This is a genomic window from Arcobacter ellisii (assembly GCF_003544915.1).
GTDB lineage: Bacteria > Campylobacterota > Campylobacteria > Campylobacterales > Arcobacteraceae > Aliarcobacter > Aliarcobacter ellisii.
Genome location: NZ_CP032097.1, coordinates 747,690 through 766,831, shown reverse-complemented (window position 1 = coordinate 766,831; position 19,142 = coordinate 747,690). Strand labels below are relative to the sequence as shown.

General features: G+C 27.1%; 21 protein-coding genes. All 21 read left to right on the top strand.

Annotated features, from left to right (window positions below; genetic code table 11):
- Positions 1-76 precede the first annotated feature (76 nt).
- The 21 genes from sufB to AELL_RS03760 all read left to right on the top strand — a co-directional run bounded on the left by sufB (position 77) and on the right by AELL_RS03760 (position 19,049).
- Positions 77-1,513, top strand: a complete 1,437-nt coding sequence (gene sufB, locus AELL_RS03860) for a Fe-S cluster assembly protein SufB (protein WP_118916682.1) — start codon at positions 77-79, stop codon at positions 1,511-1,513.
- A 3-nt stretch (positions 1,514-1,516) separates the two neighbouring features.
- The gene (sufC, locus tag AELL_RS03855; RefSeq protein WP_192941212.1) at positions 1,517-2,284 is read left to right on the top strand and encodes a Fe-S cluster assembly ATPase SufC; all 768 of its coding nucleotides are present in this window, start codon (positions 1,517-1,519) and stop codon (positions 2,282-2,284) included.
- The gene (locus AELL_RS03850) at positions 2,271-3,302 is read left to right on the top strand and encodes a SufD family Fe-S cluster assembly protein (protein WP_118916680.1); all 1,032 of its coding nucleotides are present in this window, start codon (positions 2,271-2,273) and stop codon (positions 3,300-3,302) included. The genes sufC and AELL_RS03850 overlap by 14 nt, the downstream gene beginning before the upstream one ends.
- On the top strand, positions 3,295-4,479 hold the full coding sequence (locus tag AELL_RS03845; protein WP_118916679.1) for an aminotransferase class V-fold PLP-dependent enzyme: 1,185 nt from the start codon (positions 3,295-3,297) through the stop codon (positions 4,477-4,479). Before AELL_RS03850 ends, AELL_RS03845 begins: the two co-directional genes overlap by 8 nt.
- Position 4,480: 1 nt before the next feature.
- Positions 4,481-4,891, top strand: a complete 411-nt coding sequence (locus AELL_RS03840) for a SufE family protein (RefSeq protein WP_118916678.1) — start codon at positions 4,481-4,483, stop codon at positions 4,889-4,891.
- A gap of 11 nt (positions 4,892-4,902) precedes the next feature.
- On the top strand, positions 4,903-5,256 hold the full coding sequence (locus tag AELL_RS03835; RefSeq protein WP_118916677.1) for a metal-sulfur cluster assembly factor: 354 nt from the start codon (positions 4,903-4,905) through the stop codon (positions 5,254-5,256).
- Between the two features lie 130 nt (positions 5,257-5,386).
- A complete protein-coding gene (locus tag AELL_RS03830) occupies positions 5,387-6,145 on the top strand; it encodes an SDR family NAD(P)-dependent oxidoreductase (protein ID WP_118916676.1) in 759 nt (252 codons plus the stop codon).
- A gap of 40 nt (positions 6,146-6,185) precedes the next feature.
- Complete coding sequence (locus AELL_RS03825; protein WP_118916675.1) at positions 6,186-7,448, top strand: MFS transporter; 1,263 nt, start codon at positions 6,186-6,188, stop codon at positions 7,446-7,448.
- Between the two features lie 58 nt (positions 7,449-7,506).
- Entirely contained in the window at positions 7,507-7,995 is a 489-nt protein-coding gene (locus AELL_RS03820; RefSeq protein ID WP_118916674.1) for a lipocalin family protein, read from the top strand.
- Positions 7,992-9,230: an NAD(P)/FAD-dependent oxidoreductase gene (locus tag AELL_RS03815; protein WP_118916673.1), complete on the top strand. Its 1,239-nt coding sequence runs from the start codon at positions 7,992-7,994 to the stop codon at positions 9,228-9,230. The genes AELL_RS03820 and AELL_RS03815 overlap by 4 nt, the downstream gene beginning before the upstream one ends.
- A 1-nt stretch (position 9,231) precedes the next feature.
- Positions 9,232-9,984, top strand: a complete 753-nt coding sequence (locus AELL_RS03810) for a DUF1365 domain-containing protein (RefSeq protein WP_118916672.1) — start codon at positions 9,232-9,234, stop codon at positions 9,982-9,984.
- 2 nt (positions 9,985-9,986) lie between these two features.
- Positions 9,987-11,213: an SAM-dependent methyltransferase gene (locus AELL_RS03805; RefSeq protein WP_118916671.1), complete on the top strand. Its 1,227-nt coding sequence runs from the start codon at positions 9,987-9,989 to the stop codon at positions 11,211-11,213.
- A complete protein-coding gene (locus AELL_RS03800; protein WP_118916670.1) occupies positions 11,210-11,737 on the top strand; it encodes a DUF3833 domain-containing protein in 528 nt (175 codons plus the stop codon). Before AELL_RS03805 ends, AELL_RS03800 begins: the two co-directional genes overlap by 4 nt.
- 3 nt (positions 11,738-11,740) lie before the next feature.
- Entirely contained in the window at positions 11,741-12,796 is a 1,056-nt protein-coding gene (locus AELL_RS03795; RefSeq protein ID WP_118916669.1) for an EAL domain-containing protein, read from the top strand.
- A gap of 73 nt (positions 12,797-12,869) precedes the next feature.
- Positions 12,870-14,264, top strand: coding sequence for a cryptochrome/photolyase family protein (locus AELL_RS03790; RefSeq protein ID WP_118916668.1), 1,395 nt, complete (start codon positions 12,870-12,872; stop codon positions 14,262-14,264).
- 43 nt (positions 14,265-14,307) lie between these two features.
- The gene (locus AELL_RS03785) at positions 14,308-15,543 is read left to right on the top strand and encodes a putative DNA modification/repair radical SAM protein (protein WP_118916667.1); all 1,236 of its coding nucleotides are present in this window, start codon (positions 14,308-14,310) and stop codon (positions 15,541-15,543) included.
- Positions 15,540-16,271 (top strand): TIGR03915 family putative DNA repair protein, encoded by a 732-nt coding sequence (locus tag AELL_RS03780; protein ID WP_118916666.1) that lies wholly within the window; start codon positions 15,540-15,542, stop codon positions 16,269-16,271. The genes AELL_RS03785 and AELL_RS03780 overlap by 4 nt, the downstream gene beginning before the upstream one ends.
- 63 nt (positions 16,272-16,334) lie before the next feature.
- Positions 16,335-16,856: a lipocalin family protein gene (locus tag AELL_RS03775; RefSeq protein WP_118916665.1), complete on the top strand. Its 522-nt coding sequence runs from the start codon at positions 16,335-16,337 to the stop codon at positions 16,854-16,856.
- Between the two features lie 3 nt (positions 16,857-16,859).
- Positions 16,860-17,168, top strand: coding sequence for a TIGR03643 family protein (locus AELL_RS03770; protein ID WP_118916664.1), 309 nt, complete (start codon positions 16,860-16,862; stop codon positions 17,166-17,168).
- Between the two features lie 148 nt (positions 17,169-17,316).
- On the top strand, positions 17,317-18,768 hold the full coding sequence (locus tag AELL_RS03765) for an acetyl-CoA carboxylase biotin carboxylase subunit (protein ID WP_118916663.1): 1,452 nt from the start codon (positions 17,317-17,319) through the stop codon (positions 18,766-18,768).
- Positions 18,769-18,833: 65 nt separating this feature from the next.
- A complete protein-coding gene (locus AELL_RS03760; protein WP_118916662.1) occupies positions 18,834-19,049 on the top strand; it encodes a hypothetical protein in 216 nt (71 codons plus the stop codon).
- Positions 19,050-19,142 lie beyond the last annotated feature (93 nt).

The following is a 19,142-nucleotide window of genomic DNA, read 5'->3' as shown; positions in this document are numbered from 1 at the left end:
TACTACATTATGATAGAATTTTAAATAGGATAAATATAGTCCTATTTAAAAAATTTAATATTATATTGGAGAAGTCATGAATGAGAATCAACAAATACATGACGTAATTAACAAAGAGTATAAACTAGGTTTTGAAACTTTAGTTCAAAGTGATACTTTTGAAAAAGGTTTAAATGAAGATGTAATAAGAGCAATTAGTGCTAAAAAAAATGAACCAGAATGGTTATTGGATTTTAGACTAAAAGCTTATAAAAAATGGCTAAAAATGGAAGAGCCATCTTGGGCAAATTTAAAATATCCAAAAATTGATTACCAAGATATTGCATATTATAGTGCACCTAAAAAAGCTTTAAACTCTTTAGATGAAGTTGACCCAGAAATTTTAAAGACTTATGAAAAATTAGGAATTCCACTTGAAGAACAAAAACAACTTGCAGGTGTTGCGGTTGATGCTGTTTTTGATTCAGTATCAGTTAAAACTACTTATCAAGATGAACTTGAAAAACTTGGAATTATATTTTGCTCAATCAGTGAAGCAGCTCATAAATATCCACAACTTGTACAAGAGTATTTAGCAAGTGTTGTTCCCCCAACTGATAACTATTTTGCAGCTTTAAACTGTGCAGTTTTTACAGATGGAAGTTTTGTATATATTCCACCAAATACGAGATGTCCTATGGAACTTTCAACTTATTTTAGAATAAATGCCTTAAATACAGGACAATTTGAAAGAACATTAATTATTTGTGATGAAGGAAGTTATGTTTCTTATAATGAAGGCTGTTCTGCTCCAACAAGAGATGAAAGACAACTTCATGCTGCAGTTGTTGAATTAGTTGCTCTAAAAAATTCACAAATAAAATATTCAACTATTCAAAACTGGTTTCCAGGAGATGACAAAGGAAAAGGTGGAATTTTAAACTTTGTAACAAAAAGAGGAATCTGTAAAGGTGATAATTCAAAAATCTCTTGGACACAAGTTGAAACGGGAAGTGCCATAACTTGGAAATATCCATCATGTATTTTACAAGGTGATAATAGTGTTGGAGAGTTTTATTCAGTTGCCATTGCTTCAAAATCGCAACAAGCAGATACCGGAACAAAAATGGTTCATTTAGGAAAAAATACTAAATCAACAATTATTTCAAAAGGTATTTCTGCAATGCATGGAGTAAATGCTTATAGAGGACTTGTAAGAGTTGGGAAAAATGCTTCAAATGCTAGAAATATTTCAGAGTGTGATTCACTTTTAATTGGAAACAAGTGTCATGCACACACTTATCCATACCATGAAATAAGAAATAGTAGTGCAAATATAGAACATGAAGCAACAACTTCAAAAATCTCAGAAGAACAACTATTTTATTTAAACCAAAGAGGAATTTCTGAAGAAGATGCAATCGCTATGATTGTAAATGGTTTTTGTAAAGAAGTTCTAAAAGAGTTACCAATGGAATTTGCAGCAGAAGCAAAAGAGTTATTAAATATATCACTTGAAGGAAGCGTGGGATAAATTATGAAAAAACAATTATTAAAAATAGAAAACTTACATGTTAAAATAAATGAGAATGAAATATTAAAAGGTTTAAATTTAGAGATAAATGAGGGTGAAATTCATGTTCTAATGGGAACAAATGGAGCTGGGAAATCAACTTTAGTAAAAACTTTAAGTGCTCACTATGACTGTATTGTAACAGAGGGAAAAATAACTTATAAAAATAAAGATTTACTTGAAATGGATGTAGCAACTAGAGCAAATGAAGGAATTTTTATGAGTTTTCAAACTCCAGTTGAAGTTCCAGGAGTTAATAATAGTTACTTTTTAAAAACAGCTATAAATGAAAAAAGAGCATATCAAGGACTTGAAGAACTTGATGCAATGGAATTTTTAAAACTAACAAAAGAAGAAACAGGAAAATTCAATATTGATAGAAAACTTCTACAAAGAGACTTAAATGATGGCTTTAGTGGTGGTGAGAAAAAAAGAAATGAACTTATTCAACTACTTATGTTAAAACCTGATTTAATTATGCTTGATGAGATAGATTCAGGTCTTGATGTAGATGCTATAAAAACTGTTGCAAATGTTATAAACTCAATGCTTGATGGGAAAAAATCAATTTTAATGATTACCCATTATGATAGACTTTTAGAACTTATAAAACCTGATTTTGTTCATATTTTAAATGATGGGAAAATTGCTAAAACAGGAGATTATAACTTAGCTTTAGAACTAGATGAAAAAGGTTATGAAGCAATAGGAATAAAAGATGAAAATAAATGAATTAAACACTAATCTTCCAAATAAAAAAGATGAAGAGTTTTTAAAAATAAATTTTGATTCTCTGTTTTCTACTGAATTTAAAGAATCTAAAATTTATGAATTTGATATTATGGGTTTAAAAACTATAAAAGATGAAAACTCTTATGAATCTGTTTTATTTAATATTACAAAAAGTTTAGATGAAAATCAAAAAGTTTTAACTATAGATAAAAATATTGCTGAACCAATTTTTTTAATATATAAAATAAAAGAAGATGAAACACTTTTTTCTAACTCTTTAAAAATAGAAGTAAAAGAAAATATCAAAGCTCAAGTTGTAGAAGTTTTTGTAAACAGTTCTAAAAACTCTGCTTTTACAGTAAATAGAAATATTATTTTAGAAGAAAATGCCTCTTTAGAATATGTAAAAATTCAAGATATAAATGCTTCAAATTCTATGATTTTTGCAAATAGTATAAAACAAGAAAAAAGTTCAAATCTTGAAATAACAAATCTTGAGTTTGGTGATGGATTTATAGTAAATAGTTTTGAAAATATCATAAATAAAGAGTTTGTAAACTATGAATTAAATGGATTAATTAAATTATCAAATGATTCAACAACTGCAACTTTAGTAAAAACAATTCATAACGAAAAAAACTCTACAAGTTCAATAAACTATAAAAACTCTTTAAAAGATAGTTCAAAAGCTGTTGTAAAAATAAAATCAATTGTAAATGAAACTGCACAATTTACAAAAGCATTTCAAAATTGTAACACTATATTACTAAGTGATGATGCAACAATTTTTGCACAACCTCATCTTGAAATTTTAATAGATGAACTTGAAGCAAGTCATGGAACAACAACAGGAACTTTAAATCAAGACCAACTTTTATATCTTTGTTCACGAGGTATAAAAAAAGAAAAAGCTTATGAAATGTTATTAAATGCTTTTGAAAGTACGATAATATCTAATATAAAAAATGAGATAATAAAAGAGTTTGTAGAAAATTATAAAAGGGAAAAATATGTTTAAAAATGATTTTCCATATTTCCAAAACTCAAAAACAATTTATTTGGATAATGGTGCAACAACTCAAAAACCAAAATCTGTTATAGATTCGCAAGTTGAATATTATGAACAATATTGTTCAAACACACACCGAAGTAATTTTGGTCACGCAAATAAAGCAACCCAAGAGTTTGAGAAAGTAAGAACTCTTTTAAAAGAGTTTATAAATGCTTCAGCAAAAGAAGAGATTATTTTTACAAAAGGTGTAACAGAATCTTTAAATTTTATTGCCTCATCTTTTGCAAAAGATTTTAAAACTGTAATTATTTCTAGTTTAGAACACCACTCAAATATTGTTCCATGGCACATGCAAGGAAGAACTTTGGGAAATGGACTTGAAGTTGTAAATTGTAATGAAAATTTAGATTTTGATATGACTCATTTTGAAGAACTATTAAAAGCAAATGCAAATGCTTTTGTTAGTATTACGCATATTTCAAATGCCTTTGGAAAAATCCATGATATGGAAGCTATTACAAAACTAGCTCACTCTTATGGTGCTGTTGTTATGTGTGATGGAGCTCAAAGTTTAGCTCATCTAAAAGTGGATATACAAAAACTAGATGTTGATTTTTTTGCAATTTCTGGACATAAAACATTTGGACCAACTGGTGTTGGAGCAATTTATATAAAAGAAAAATATCTAAAAGATATAAAACCTTATCAAACTGGTGGAGCAACTATACATGAAGTTGATTTTAATGGTTCAACTTTACTTGATTCTCCATATAAATTTGAAGCAGGAACACAAAATATTGCTGGTGTTATAGGTTTTGGAAAAGCATTAGAGTATATAAATCATGTTAGATATGAAAATATTGAAAATTTAGAACATAAAGTTTTTAAATACTTAGATGAAGAGTTAGCAAAACTTCCTGATATTGTATTTTACAATGACATTTCAAATACAATTGGAAGTAGAAGTTTCAACTTCAAAGGCATAGTTCACGATGATATAGGAATACTTCTTGATAAAATGGGAGTTGCTCTAAGAGTTGGTCATCACTGTGCACAACCAATTATGAAAAAATTAGGAATAAAAGGAACTATAAGAGTTAGCACAGCTTTTTATAATGATTATGTTGATGTAGATAAATTAATCGAGGCATTAAAAAGAGCCTTAATTATGTTAAAGGGATAAAATGAGCACTATTGAAGAAAGAGTAAATGAGATAAAAGAAGATTTAGATTTTTTTGATGATGAACTTGCAAAATATGAATATATTATTGATTTAGGGAAAAAACTTGAAGAGTTTAATGAGAGTGATAAAATACCAGCAAATATAGTCCATGGTTGTACTTCTCAAGTTTGGTTAACACATGAGATAAAAGATGGAAAAATCTATTTTAGAGGAACAAGTGACGCCATAATTGTAAAAGGTTTAGTTTATATGATATTAAAAATTTTTTCTGGCTCAACTATACAAGAATTAAAAGATATTGATATGGATATTGTTCATGAATTAAAACTAAGTGAAGTGATAACTCCAAATAGACAAAGTGGAGTTATTGGAATGATGAAAAAAATAAAAGAGTATGCCCAAAACGCATAAAGGATTAAAAAATGAGTAAAATATTTGATTTAGAAAAAATAAAAGAAAAAGTAATAGAAAATTTAAAAAAAGTTTATGACCCTGAAATTCCAGCAGACATTTATAATCTTGGATTAATATATGAAATAAAATTTGAAGAAAAAGAGAACTATTTATATTGTGAAATTGATATGACATTAACAAGCCCAGCTTGTCCTGTTGCAGATTCTTTACTTGAACAAGTAAAATATGTGACACTTGCAGTTGATGAGATTGATGAAGTAAGAGTAAATTTAGTATTTAACCCTGTTTGGGATCCCTCAATGATGAGTGAAGATGCAAGAGAAATCATGGGAGCAAGTGGAGCAGCTATACCTTTTTATTAGGTATTAGCTCTTTTGCTTCATGGTTTTTCTTTTATCAATCTACAAATAAAACATACAAAAAATACTTTATTTCTCATATAATCATTTTAAGTTAGTATTTGCTAGCTTAAATAAACAAAGGTTGTTTATCATGGAAAAAAGAGTTTGGATTATTGGCGCTAGTAGCGGAATTGGTTTAGAGTTAGTAAAATTGTGGTTACAAAATAATTATTTAGTAATTGCAAGTTCAAGAAATATAGAAAATTCAAATGAGTTATTAAATCTAAAATCAACGTACATGGATAATCTACAACTTTTAAATATTGATGTTTTAGATAACGAAAATGTTATCAAAAGTGTGGATAGAGTATTTAATATTTTTAATGGTTTAGATATCTGTTTTTACAATGCAGGAGTCTATGAATCAATGACTTACGAGCAATGGAATATTTCAAACTTTGAATCCATGATTGACATTAATTATTTAGGTGTTTTAAGAGTTTTAAAACCACTTATTTCTTATTTGGAAAAACAAAATAACAAATCAACAATTGTTCTAAATGCAAGTTTAGCAAGTTGTTTTGGGTTACCTTATGGTGGAGCTTATAGTGCTTCAAAAGCTGCATTAGTTAATCTTGCCCAATCTTTACAGCCAGAGTTACAAAGAAAAAATATTTATGTGCAGATTATAAATCATGGTTTTGTAAAAACAAGACTAACAGCTAAAAATGATTTTGAAATGCCACAATTAATGCAAGTTGATTATGCAGCTAAAAAGATATTTGAAGGATTAAACAAGCCTTATAGATTTGAGATATCGTTTCCTTTTTTACTCTCAAGTTTTTTAAAATTGCTTAGCTTTTTACCATATAGTTGGAGTTTTTCAATAACAAAAAGATTTTTAAAATGATTAAAACTAAAATTCTTGTGAAATATATAGATTTGATTTTATGAATAATAATAACCTAAAAAGCAAAGAAATTCTTTTATATGGAATATTGGGAATTCCTATTGCTTTTTTGGGTTTTCCTTTATATATTTATTTACCAACTTTTTATGTTGAAAATATTGGTTTAGGTGTTGGAATTGTTGGAGCTATTTTATTAGTTGCAAGATTACTTGATATGATTGTTGACCCGTTTATTGGGAGATTTTGTGATATTTATAGCAAAAAATTTAATATTATTTTCATCTCTTCTATCTTTTTAGTTTTTGGACTATTTTTTTTAATAAAACCTATTTTTTACAGTTCTCTTTGGTTATTTTTATTTTCTATTCTTACATATATCTCTTATAGTTTTGTTTTAATTCCTTATCTTAGTTTAAACTCAATTTTAAGTAATAATGAACAAGAGAATACAAAACTTGCTTTTTCAAGGGAGATTTTTATAATAGTTGGAGTTCTAATCTCTTTATTAATTCCTTATATTTTTTTAGTTTCAAATGATTCAAAAAAGAGTTTAGAACTTTTACTTTATACAATTTTGATTATTTTTCCTATTTTTTTACTTCTATTTTTTACAAAACTAAAACACTTGGAAAAAAAAGAGGAGCTTTTAAGAAATGAAAACTTCTTCAAATCCTTAAAAACATTTTTTATAAATTTCCCACATCACAAAAAACTATTTTTTGCTTTTTTATTAAACAATCTAGCAAATGCACTTCCTGCAACTCTATTTCTGTTTTTTGTAAAATATGTGTTAGTTTTAGAAGAAAAAACTGGACTTTTTTTAATAATCTATTTTTTAAGTGCAATTATTACTTTTCCTATTTGGATAAAACTCTCAACTAAAATCTCAAAAAAATCTACTTGGATTTTGTCAATAATTATTGCAATTAGTGCTTTTAGTTTTGTGCCTTTTTTAAGTGAAGGTGATTTTTTCTATTTTGTTATTATTTGTGTTATAACTGGAATGTGTTTGGGAGCTGATATGGCATTACCCTCTTCTATTCAAACTGATGTAACTCAAGAAACAAAAAAACAAAATCAAGATTTAACAGGAGTTTTATTTGGTTTTTGGGCAATGATTACAAAACTCTCTTTATCTTTGGCAGTTGCAATTTCTTTTATAAGTTTAGAATTTACAAATTTTGAAACTTCAAATATAAATCAAACTTCAATTTATGCAATCATTTTTTTATATTCAATAATGCCCATAATCTTCAAAATATTTTCTATTATTTTATTACTAAAATATAAAGTGACAAAATAAGTATACAAAACTCTCTTTTTTTATAATAAATTACATTGTTTAAGTAAAAGGGGTATTTGTGAAATTTTTATTCTTAACAATATTTTTTTCTTCATCAATCTTTGCAAATACTCTTGTTGATATTAAAAAATTTTCTGGACTTTGGTATGAAATTGCAAGAATTGAAAATAGTTTTCAAACCTCTTGTGTGGCTTCAAGTGTAGAATACAAACTTCAAAGTGATAATACTTATGATGTTTATAACAGATGTTTTGAAAATGAATTAGATGGAAAACTAATAGAATACAATGGTTTTGCAAAACTAGAAAATAACCAACTTTTTATGAGATATTTTTTCGTTTTTAGAACTTCATATAAAATCGAATATCTAAATGATTATAAAACTGCAGTTGTTTCAAATGATGATTATTCAAATCTTTGGATTATGAGTAGAACACCCAACATAGATAAAAATGAGTTAGAAAAAATTCTAAATGATTTAAAAAACAAAATGGATATTTCAAAATTAGTTTTTACAAAACTTGACCCAAAAGGAAGATACAAATGAAAATAGCAGTTTTAGGAGCTGGAATTAGTGGACTTGGAAGTGCCTATATTTTAAGCAAAAAACATGAAGTTGATTTATACGAAAAAGAGGATAGATTAGGAGGTCATGCTAGAACTTCAATGGTTCAAGATGAGGATAAAGTCTTTGGCGTTGATACTGGTTTTTTAGTTTTTAATCATCCTACTTATCCACTTTTAACAAAACTATTTAAAGAGTTAGATGTAAAAATAGAAAACTCAGATATGAGTTTTGCTTTTTGGGACAAAGATATAAACAGAGCTTACAATGGCTCATCACTAAAAGGAATGTTTGCTCAAAAAAGAAATCTTTTTTCACTTACTCACTATAAAATGATAAAAGATATTTTAGATTTTAATAAAAAAGCAAATCAAGATTTAAAAGAGTGTAATTCAAATTTAGACAAAACTTTGGGCGAATACATAAAAGATTATTCAAATGCTTTCAAACAAAGATATTTACTTCCAATGGGTGCTGCTATTTGGTCAACTCCAAGTGATGAGATGAATAATTTTCCAGCAAGAACATTTTTGACATTTTTTAAAAACCATGGACTTTTAGGAGTTTCAACTCATCATCAATGGCTAACTGTTAGTAATGGAAGCATAAATTATGTAAATAAAATAAAAAATGAAATCTCTGGAAAAATATTTGTAAACTCTGATGTGATAAAAGTTCAAAGGGAAGAAAATGGCATTTTTCTAATCCATAGAAATGGAACTAAATCATTTTATGACAAAGTTATATTAGCTATGCACGCACCACAAGCTTTAGAGATTTTAGAAAATCCAACACCAAAAGAAATTGAGATTTTAAGTGCGTTTAAATACAAAGAAAATAGCGCTGTTTTACATAATGACAATAATATTTTATATCCAAATAGAAAAATGTATGCAGCTTGGAACTATACAAGTTCAAACAAACAAAATAAGCTTGTAACACTTAGTTATTGGATAAATACTCTACAAAATCTAAAAACAAAAAAAGATTATTTTGTATCATTAAATGAAACACAAAATATAAATAATGTGATTGAAAAAATCTCTTATGAACACCCTCAATTTGACTCAACAGCAATAAAAATGCAAAGTAGAAAAGATGAAATTTGTGGACATAATAACACTTATTTTGCAGGAGCTTATTGGAGATATGGTTTCCATGAAGATGGACTTTTAAGTGCTACAAAAGTGGCTTCAAAACTTGGATGCGAGTTCTAAAATGCAAAGTTTATCAAATCACAATATTTTTGAAGGAACTATTTATCATAAAAGATTTCTTCCTAAAAAGCATGATTTTAAATATAACTTTTATCTGCTTGATATTGATGTATTTGATTTAAAAAGTTTAGAAAACAGAATTTTTTCTATAAATAAATTAAATTTTATGAGTCTACAAAGTTTTGACCACTTTGGAAAAACTACTGATTTTATGAAAAATATAGAGGAGCTTTTAAAAAAATTTGATTTAAAAACTACTACAAAAATGAGATTTTTAACACTTCCAAGAGTTTTAAACTTTGTTTTTAATCCTATTAGTGTTTTGGTTTTATTTGATGAAGAAAACCTTCCAACTCATATTTTAGCTGAAGTTCATAACTACAACAATGGTCGTGTTGTTTATCCTGTAAAACTTGAAAAAAGAGACAATTCATATTTTGGAGTTGTAAAAAAAGATATGTATGTTTCGCCTTTTTTTCAATGTGAGGGAGTTTATGAATTTGAGCTAAAGTATGATGAAAACAAATTATTTATAAAAATAGATTTATACGAAGATAAACAACATAAATTAACAGCGATTTTTAACTCAAAAGCAAAGCCCTACACTTTTAAAAATATACTAAAAATATTTTTTAGATATATGTTCAGCACTTTTTTAGTGGTTTCTCGAACATATTATCACGCTCTTAGGCTTTATTTAAAAGGGTTAAAAATCTATTTTCCAAGAGAAAGTGACAAAATAAGGAGGTATTAAAAATGCAAAAATTATGGAATAAATTTGGAGATAACTTCTTTTCAAAAATAAAAAAAGGAACACTTGAAGTAGTTTATAAAGATGGAACTATCAAACTTTATGGAGAAAAAAATGTTGCAGAAAAAATCACTTTAGAAATATATAATAATAGATTTTTTAGTAGAACCCTACTTTATGGTGATATTGGTTTTTGTGAAAGTTTTATAGATAAAGATTTTGAAACTTCAAATCTTACAAAACTATTAGAATTAGCACTTTTAAATGCACAATATCTTGGAACTACAAGTGAAAATGAAAAAAATAAACTAATAAATCTAATGCCAATTTTTAATAAAATAAAACATAGTTTACGAAAAAACTCAAAAACAAATGCAAGAAAAAATATCTCAGCACATTACGATTTATCAAATGATTTTTATAAACTAATGCTTGATGAAACGATGATGTATTCAAGTGCTGTATTTTCACACAAAAACCAAAATTTATATGATGCACAAAAAAACAAGTTAGAAAAACTCTCATCAAAACTAAACCTAAAAGAGGGTTCAAAAGTTTTAGAAATTGGTTCAGGTTGGGGAGCTATGGCACTTCATTTGGCAAATGATAAAGGTTGTGAGGTTACAACTGTAACTTTAAGTGTTGAGCAAAAAAAGCTTTGCGAGAATAGATTTAAAGAGCATAATGTAGAAGATAAAATCGATATTTTATTAAAAGATTATAGAGATTTAAACGGAAAATTTGATGCAATAATTGCTGTTGAGATGTTTGAAGCTGTTGGAAAAGAGTATTTTCATATCTTCTTTAAAAAGTGCCAAGAGTTACTAAAACCAAATGGAGTTTTAGTTCTACAAGTAATCACAATGCCAGACCAAAGATATAAAGCTTACTCAAAAGGGACTGATTTTATACAAAAATATATTTTCCCAGGAGGTCATCTTCCAAGTATCTCTAAAATACTTGAAGTGACATCAAAACACACACGACTAAATCTAAATCATCTTGAAGAGTTTACAGAAGATTATGCAAAGACTTTGAATATTTGGCATGAAAATTTTGAAAAAAAATTAGAAGAAGTTAAAAAGTTAGGTTTTGATGAATATTTTATACGAATGTGGAAAATGTATCTAAACTATTGTGAAGCTGCATTTTTAACAAGAAATATAAATCTTCATCAATTGGTTTTTACAAGAGATCAAAATATAGATTTAAACAAAGGATTAATCGCATGAAAAATTTAATATTTATTTTTTTAACAACAATTTTATTTACAGGATGTACGGGTATGAAAATAGAAGATTTTAACAACACAAAACCAGAGTTTATTCCACAAGATTATTTTAATGGAAAACTAAGAGCCTATGGTATCGTAAAAGATAGAAGTGGAAAAATAACAAGAACATTCAAAGGAACAATGATAGGTTCTTGGGATAAAAACGGTATTGGAACACTTGATGAGTATTTTGTTTATAACGATGGTGAAGAGATGAAAAGAGTTTGGACTCTAAAACCAACAGGAGATAAAAAGTTTATAGCAACTGCAAATGATATTATTGGTGAAAGTCCAATGATTGCAAATGGAAATACTGTTATGCTTGATTATGTTATGAGAACTCCTTATAAAGATTCTACTATTGATTTGAGTGTTCAAGATTGGTTACATTTACAAGATGATGGTGTTATTATAAATCACTCTAAACTAAAAAAATTTGGTTTTATTGTGGGCGAAATTGTAATTACGATAATCAAGGATTAAAAAATGGCTTGTAAATGCAAAGATATATTTTCTATAAGTGAGAAAAAAAGCAAAATTCACTTCATAACTCAAATAACAGAGTTAGTGATAAAATCTTCAAATCTTTTAAAAACTTTAGGTTTTGAAAGCTCAAAAATAGATGGAATAATAACTATTGAAGAAGAGAATCCAAAACTTTTTTTTGAAGAGAATTTTGACTTTTTTAATATAAATTTTAATGATTTGGAAAAAGATGAAATCAAAATTTTTATAGAAAATGAAGATAATCAACTCTCACTTGGAACTATATTTTTTGCAAAACCATTAAATAGATATTTACATTTTATAGAGGATAAAAACTTCTTTGATATTATCGAAAATAGCAGTTTAACTGCTCACTTTCAACCAATAATAAATATGCAAACAAATGAAATTTTTGCCTATGAAGCTTTGACAAGGGGAGTTTTGCCAAATGGTGAACTTATGTATCCTGATGTTTTATTTTCAAAATCAACACGAAATGATATGAACTTTACCCTTGATAGAATGTGTAGGGAAACAGCTTTAAAAACAACCGCCGTTAAAAAAATAGATGCAAAAGTTTTTATAAACTTTATTCCAACTTCTATTTATGACCCAGAATTTTGTCTGGCTTCCACTGTAAAATGGGCAAAACAGCTGGACTTTGACCCAAAAAATATAGTTTTTGAAGTCGTTGAAACACAAAATGTAAAAGATAAAGAACACTTAAAAACTATTTTAAATTTTTATAGAGATAAAGGTTTTTTAATTGCACTTGATGATGTAGGCGAGGGATACTCTTCACTTAATATGATTATTGATATAAAACCAGACATCATAAAAGTTGATAGAAATATAATAGAAAATATCGACACAGATACGATGAAACAATCTATTTATAAGGCTTTAAGAACAATCTGTGTTGATAATAATATCAAAATCTTAGCTGAAGGTGTTGAAACTCCTTATGAACTAGAAAAAGTAAAAGAGATAGGTGTAGATTATGCGCAAGGTTATTATTTTGCGAAACCTAGTGCTGAGATTATTAGGGTTATTTAAAAGCAAGTTTTAACTTGCTTTAATTTACAAAAAATCTCTACAAAGTACAACTAAAATCCAATAAACTAACCTTATGAAAACATTTATCCTTTATCCAAATCAATTATTTAAAAACCTATCAAACTTTGTAAATAAAAAAGTGCTTTTAATAGAAGAACCACTATTTTTTACTCAATATGATTTTCATATTCAAAAGCTTATTCTTCATAGAGCTAGTATGAAGTTTTATGAGAGTTATTTGAAACAAAACAGTATTTTAGTTGAGTATTTTGAAGATGAAAGTTATCTTGAGATTTATAAAAATGAAGAAGTTTTTGTGTATGAACTTTTTGATAATTATTTAGAAAAAAAAGTTTATAAAAACTTTTCAAACATCACAACAATCAAAAATCCAAACTTCATAAACCCAAAAGATAAAAATAAGTTTTTGCATAAGTTTTATATAAATAGAAGAAAAGAGTTAGATATTTTTATGCAAAATGGAAAACCTCTTTTTGATAAATACAGCTTTGATGAAGATAACAGAAAAAAACTTCCAAAAGAGATAAAAATTCCCCCTACTTTAGCTTTTGAAAATGAGTTTGTAAAAGAAGCTTTGATTTACTGCAAAAAGTTTAAAAGTGTAGGTAGTTGTGAAAATTTTTATTATCCTACAACTTTTGATGAAGCTTCTTTACAACTGGATTATTTTCTAAAAGAGAAATTTGAGAATTTTGGCTCTTTTCAAGATGCAATTACAAAAGATTTAAAACAAAACTTTTTATTTCACTCAAATATTTCAAGTAGTTTAAATATTGGTTTGATTGACTTAAATGAATTAATAGAAAAAATAGTAAATTTTGATGCTCCATACAATGCAAAAGAAGGTTTCATACGGCAAATCATAGGTTGGAGGGAATTTATGCTTCGAGTTTATGAAGATGATGGAATACTCTTGCGAAACTCAAATTTTTTTGAGTTTAAAAACTCTATTCCAAATAAAATTTTAGAAGCTCAAACTGGCATAAAAATCCTAGATGATGTCATAAAAAAACTAGAATTTACAGCTTATAATCACCATATAGAAAGGCTTATGATTTTAGGAAATATCTTTTTATTACTTGAAATAAAACCAAATGATGTTTATGAGTTTTTTATGAAAAACTATATTGATGCTTACGATTGGGTGATGGTTGGAAATGTTTATGGAATGAGTGGTTTTAGTGATGGTGGAAGTATCACTACAAAACCTTATATAGCTAGTTCAAACTATCTTTTAAAGATGAGTGATTATGATAAAAAAGAAGAGTGGTGCAAGATTATAGATGCACTTTATTGGAGATTTTTATATAAATATTCTTTCAAGTTTGACAAAAATCCAAGAATGAAAATGCAAATAGCACTTTTAAACAAAATACCAAAAAAGAAACTAGAAACTCATCTAAAAATTGCAAATGAATTTTTAGAAAAACTTTTTATTACAGATTGAAATATTTTTAAAGGAATTTTTTTAGTTTTACTAAAATACAAAAATGAAAACAGATATTTATGAAAAAATGGAAATCTTAGCAAATAGTGCAAAATATGATGTTTCTTGTTCTTCTAGTGGAGTTGACACAAGCTTCAAAAAAGGAGAACTAGGAGCAACACACACAAGTGGAATTTGCCACACTTTCACGCCTGATGGAAGATGTGTTTCACTTCTAAAAGTTCTACTTACAAATATTTGTATTTATGATTGTGCTTATTGTATAAATCGTATTTCAAATGATATTCCAAGAGCTGTTTTTTCTCCAAGAGAACTTGCAGACATCACAATAAATTTTTATAAAAGAAACTATATTGAAGGTCTTTTTTTAAGTTCTGGAATTGTAAAAAATGAAGACCATACTATGACTTTGATTTTAAAAGCTTTGAAGATTTTACGATATGAGTATAGATTTAATGGATATATTCATGTAAAATTAATCCCTGGAAGTAGTATGGAATTAGTTGAAGAAATCGTAAAACTAGCAAATAGAGTAAGTTCAAATATCGAACTTCCAAGTGATAAATCCCTAAAACTTTTAGCTCCAAATAAAACAAAAGAGAAAGTTTTACAACCACTAAAATTTGCAAGGGATTTAAGCCTAGAAAAGAATCAAAAACCAATAGGAATGAGTACTCAACTAATCGTTGGAGCAACACCTGAAAGTGATAGAGATATACTTAAACTTAGCTCTGCTTTATACGATAAAGCTTTGTTAAAAAGGGTTTATTACAGTGCTTATATTCCAGTAAACAATGACAAAAATCTTCCTTCAATTATCACAAAACCCCCACTTTTAAGAGAACATAGACTTTATCAAGCCGATTGGTTGCTTAGATTTTATGACTTTTCTTGGGATGAAATAGTTACTGATGAGTTCCCAAATCTAGATGAAGAACTTGACCCAAAAACATTTTGGGCGTTAAACAATCTAAAATATTTTCCTATGGAAATAAACACAGCTTCAAAAGAGGAACTTTTAAGAATTCCAGGAATTGGAGCAAGAGGTGTGATGAAGATTTTAAGTGCTAGAAGATTTAAAAGATTGACTTTTGATGATTTGAAAAAGCTAAAAATAACAATCAAAAAAGCAAAATACTTTATCACTTGTAACAAAGAGTTTCAAAGGCAAATTCCATTTTATCGAGAAAGTCTAAAACTTGCACTTACAAAACCAGAACCAAAAAAACTAATACAACCCTCTCTTTTTGATATTAGTTCACTAACAGGTGAATTATGATTTTAGTTTATGATGGAACTTTTGAGGGATTTTTATCTTTGGTTTATGAGGTTTATTATAAAAAACTAAAACCTATAAAAATCTATAAAACTCTTCCAAATGAGATGATTTTTGAAGAGATTATAGAAATAGAAACATCAAAAGAAAAATATGAAAAAGTTTTTAATGCACTAAAAATAAAGTTTCCAAAAGATTGTTTTGAAAAGATATTAAACATTTTTATGTGCGATTCAAAAGAGTTTGAAATGGCTCTTTTAGAGTATATTATCATTGGATTTAAAGATTTAAAACAACTATACAATATAAATAATTCTTGCGTTTTTTATCTAAATTCACTTGAAAAAGAGTTATTTAGGCTAGTTCATAAAATGTACGCTTTTATTAGATTTGAAGAGCTTGAAGATGGAACTTTATATGGAAAAATTGAATCAAAATTTAATGTGGTATATTTTTTAGGAAAACACTTTTTAAAACGCTTTAATAACCAAAATTTCATAATCCACGACCTAAATAGAAAGTTAGCTTTTGTAAAAATAGATGAAGAGTTTTCTATACAAGAAATTGCTTATTTTGATGAGCCAATCTATTCTTCAAATGAAGAAAAATTCCAAAAGCTTTGGAAGAGTTTTTTTAAAGGTGTTACTATAAAAGAGAGAATAAATCTAAAACTACAACAAAATTTAGTTCCACTTGTCTATAGAACATATATGAGTGAATTTTTCGATTAAAAAACATAAAAACCATATCAAAAAAATCTATTTTTCTATATACTAAATAAAAAAGGATTTTTTATGTTAAAGATTTTCAAACTCCTAATCATCGCCTCTTTTATAGTTTTATTTACAGCTTGTTCTTCAAAAAATCCACCACTACAAACTGTAGAAAAAGTAGAATTAAATAAGTATTTAGGCTCTTGGTATGAAATAGCAAGATATGAACATTTTTTTGAAAAAGATTGTAAAAATGTAACTGCAAACTACTCTATGATGGATAAAGAGACAATCAAAGTAATTAACAGATGTACAAAAATCCAAACAAATGAGAAAAAAGAGGCAATTGGTAGAGCCTATGCCATAGATGAGTCAAATAGCAAATTAAAAGTTAGTTTTTTTAGACCATTTTATGGGGATTATTGGGTTTTAATGCTTGATGAAAACTACAAATACGCTGTTGTTGGAACACCTAGTCGTGAGTACCTTTGGATTTTAGCAAGAACTTCTAAACTAGATGAAAAAATCAAAAATGAGATTTTACAAAAACTCCCAACTTTAGGTTTTGAGACTTCAAAATTAATCTGGACTATTCAGGAATAAGTTATGTACCATGAAAAAAAAGAGAGTTTAAAACTAGACTTTACAAAAAAGCCAAAAAAACAAAAACAAGATTTAACACCATTTCAAGAAGAGGACTTAAATCGTTTGATTGAAATGGCATGGCAAGATAGAACTACCTTTGATACTATTTTTGAGCTTTATGGTTTAACTGAAAATCAAGTAAAAAAGATTATGCGAACTTTGATGAAAAAAAGCAGTTTTAAAATGTGGAGAAAAAGAGTTCAAGGAAAAGCTACTAAACACAAAAAGAAAGTTTTACATAAAGTTAGTAGGTTTCAAGGTCCTTGGTAATAAACAATAAAAAACTAATTTTGAAACAAAATTGAATAATAAAATAAGCAATATACAACAATTTAACTAGCATAAATTAAGAAGATTAAATTTTAAAAAAACTCTAAAATTCCTCTATAATTTTAGAAATACTTAAAAGGCAAAACAGATGGGAAAAATAAAAAAAGTACTTATTGCAAACAGAGGGGAAATAGCTTTAAGAATTATTAGAGCTTGTAAAGAGTTAGAAATAGCAAGTGTTGCTATATTTTCAGAAATTGATGTTGAGGGTATTTGGGTTAGAAAAGCAGATGAGTGTTATCCAATTTTGGGAGATGTTGTTCAAGCATATCTTGATTATGAAAAGATAATTTCAATTGCAAAAAAAGCTGAGTGTGATGCAATTCATCCAGGTTATGGATTTTTGAGTGAAAATGCAGATTTTGCAAAGGCTTGTGAAGAAAATGGTCTAATTTTTATTGGTCCTAAACCTGAACATATTGAACTATTTGGTGATAAAATGGCTTCAAAAGTTGCGATGAAAAAAGTTGGAGTTCCAGTTCTTGAAGGAACAGATGAACCAATTATAAACATTGAAGAAGGTGCGAAAATTGCAAAACAAATTGGTTTTCCAGTAATCATCAAAGCTGCTTTTGGTGGTGGTGGACGAGGTATGAGAATCGTTCGAGCTGAAAAAGATTTCAAAGATATGTTTGAAAGTGCAACAAATGAAGCAAAAAAATATTTCGGTCGTGGTGAAGCATTTATTGAAAAATATGTTGAAAATCCAAGACATATTGAAATTCAAATTATTGCTGATAAATATGGAAATGTTCTTCACTTAGGGGAAAGAGATTGTTCAATTCAAAGAAGACACCAAAAAGTTATTGAAATTGCTCCAAGTCCTAGATTAGATGCAAGTACAAGAAAAGAGCTTTATAGAATTGCAACAAAAGCAATGTTCAAACTTGGATATGAAAGTGTTGGAACAATTGAATTTTTAGTTGATGAAAATAATAATATTTATTTTATTGAGATGAATACAAGAGTTCAAGTTGAGCATCCGGTAACTGAAACTATAACTGGTGTTGATATTATTCAAAGAATGATAGAAATAGCTGAAGGTGATAAACTTCAATTTTTACAAGAAGATGTACAATTTAGAGGATATGCAATTGAATTTAGAATAAATGCTGAAAATCCTCAAAAAAACTTTATGCCATCAGTTGGAACAATTAGTAAATATTTAACTCCAGGAGGTCCAGGAGTAAGAATAGATACAAGTATTTATACTGGATATAAAGTTCCAGCAAACTATGACTCAATGATTGGAAAACTTATTGTTTGGGCACTTGACTGGAAAGGTGCTGTTAAAAAAGCAAAAAGAGCATTAGATGAATTTTATATTGAAGGCTTCCCAACAAATATTCCACTTCATAGAGAAATTGTAAGAGACCAAGATTTTATTGATGGGAAATTTACTACAAATTATCTTGATAAAAAAATGGAAATCTTTACACTTCATAGTGAAGATAATATCAAAAAAGAAGAAGAAAAAGTTGCTAGTATCATGAAACTTATTGAAACTATCAACAAAAATAATTTAAAAGTGAAACATTAAGCACCTCAAATAAGGTGCTTAATGCCAACAGAAAAGATTAAACAAAATAATGTAAAAATCTTTTTATGAAAGATTTAAAAGATACAATTATAAAACTTATTATTAGTGCAATTATTTTAGCCATTGCATTTTCATATCTTGAAAAAAAACCAACTACAACTGCTATTCACTTTGATACTTCAAAAAATCAAAAAACAGAAGCGACTCCCTCAAAATTACAATGGTATGATACATTTAAAGGGATAGAAAATCTTCCTTCAAAACAACAAGAAAATAAATAGAAAGATTTATTTTAATATTTTCTAATTATTAAGGTATAAGCCTTATTTATCTTATTTTCATCATTTTAGTTGTATCATTGGGCAATTTTTAAA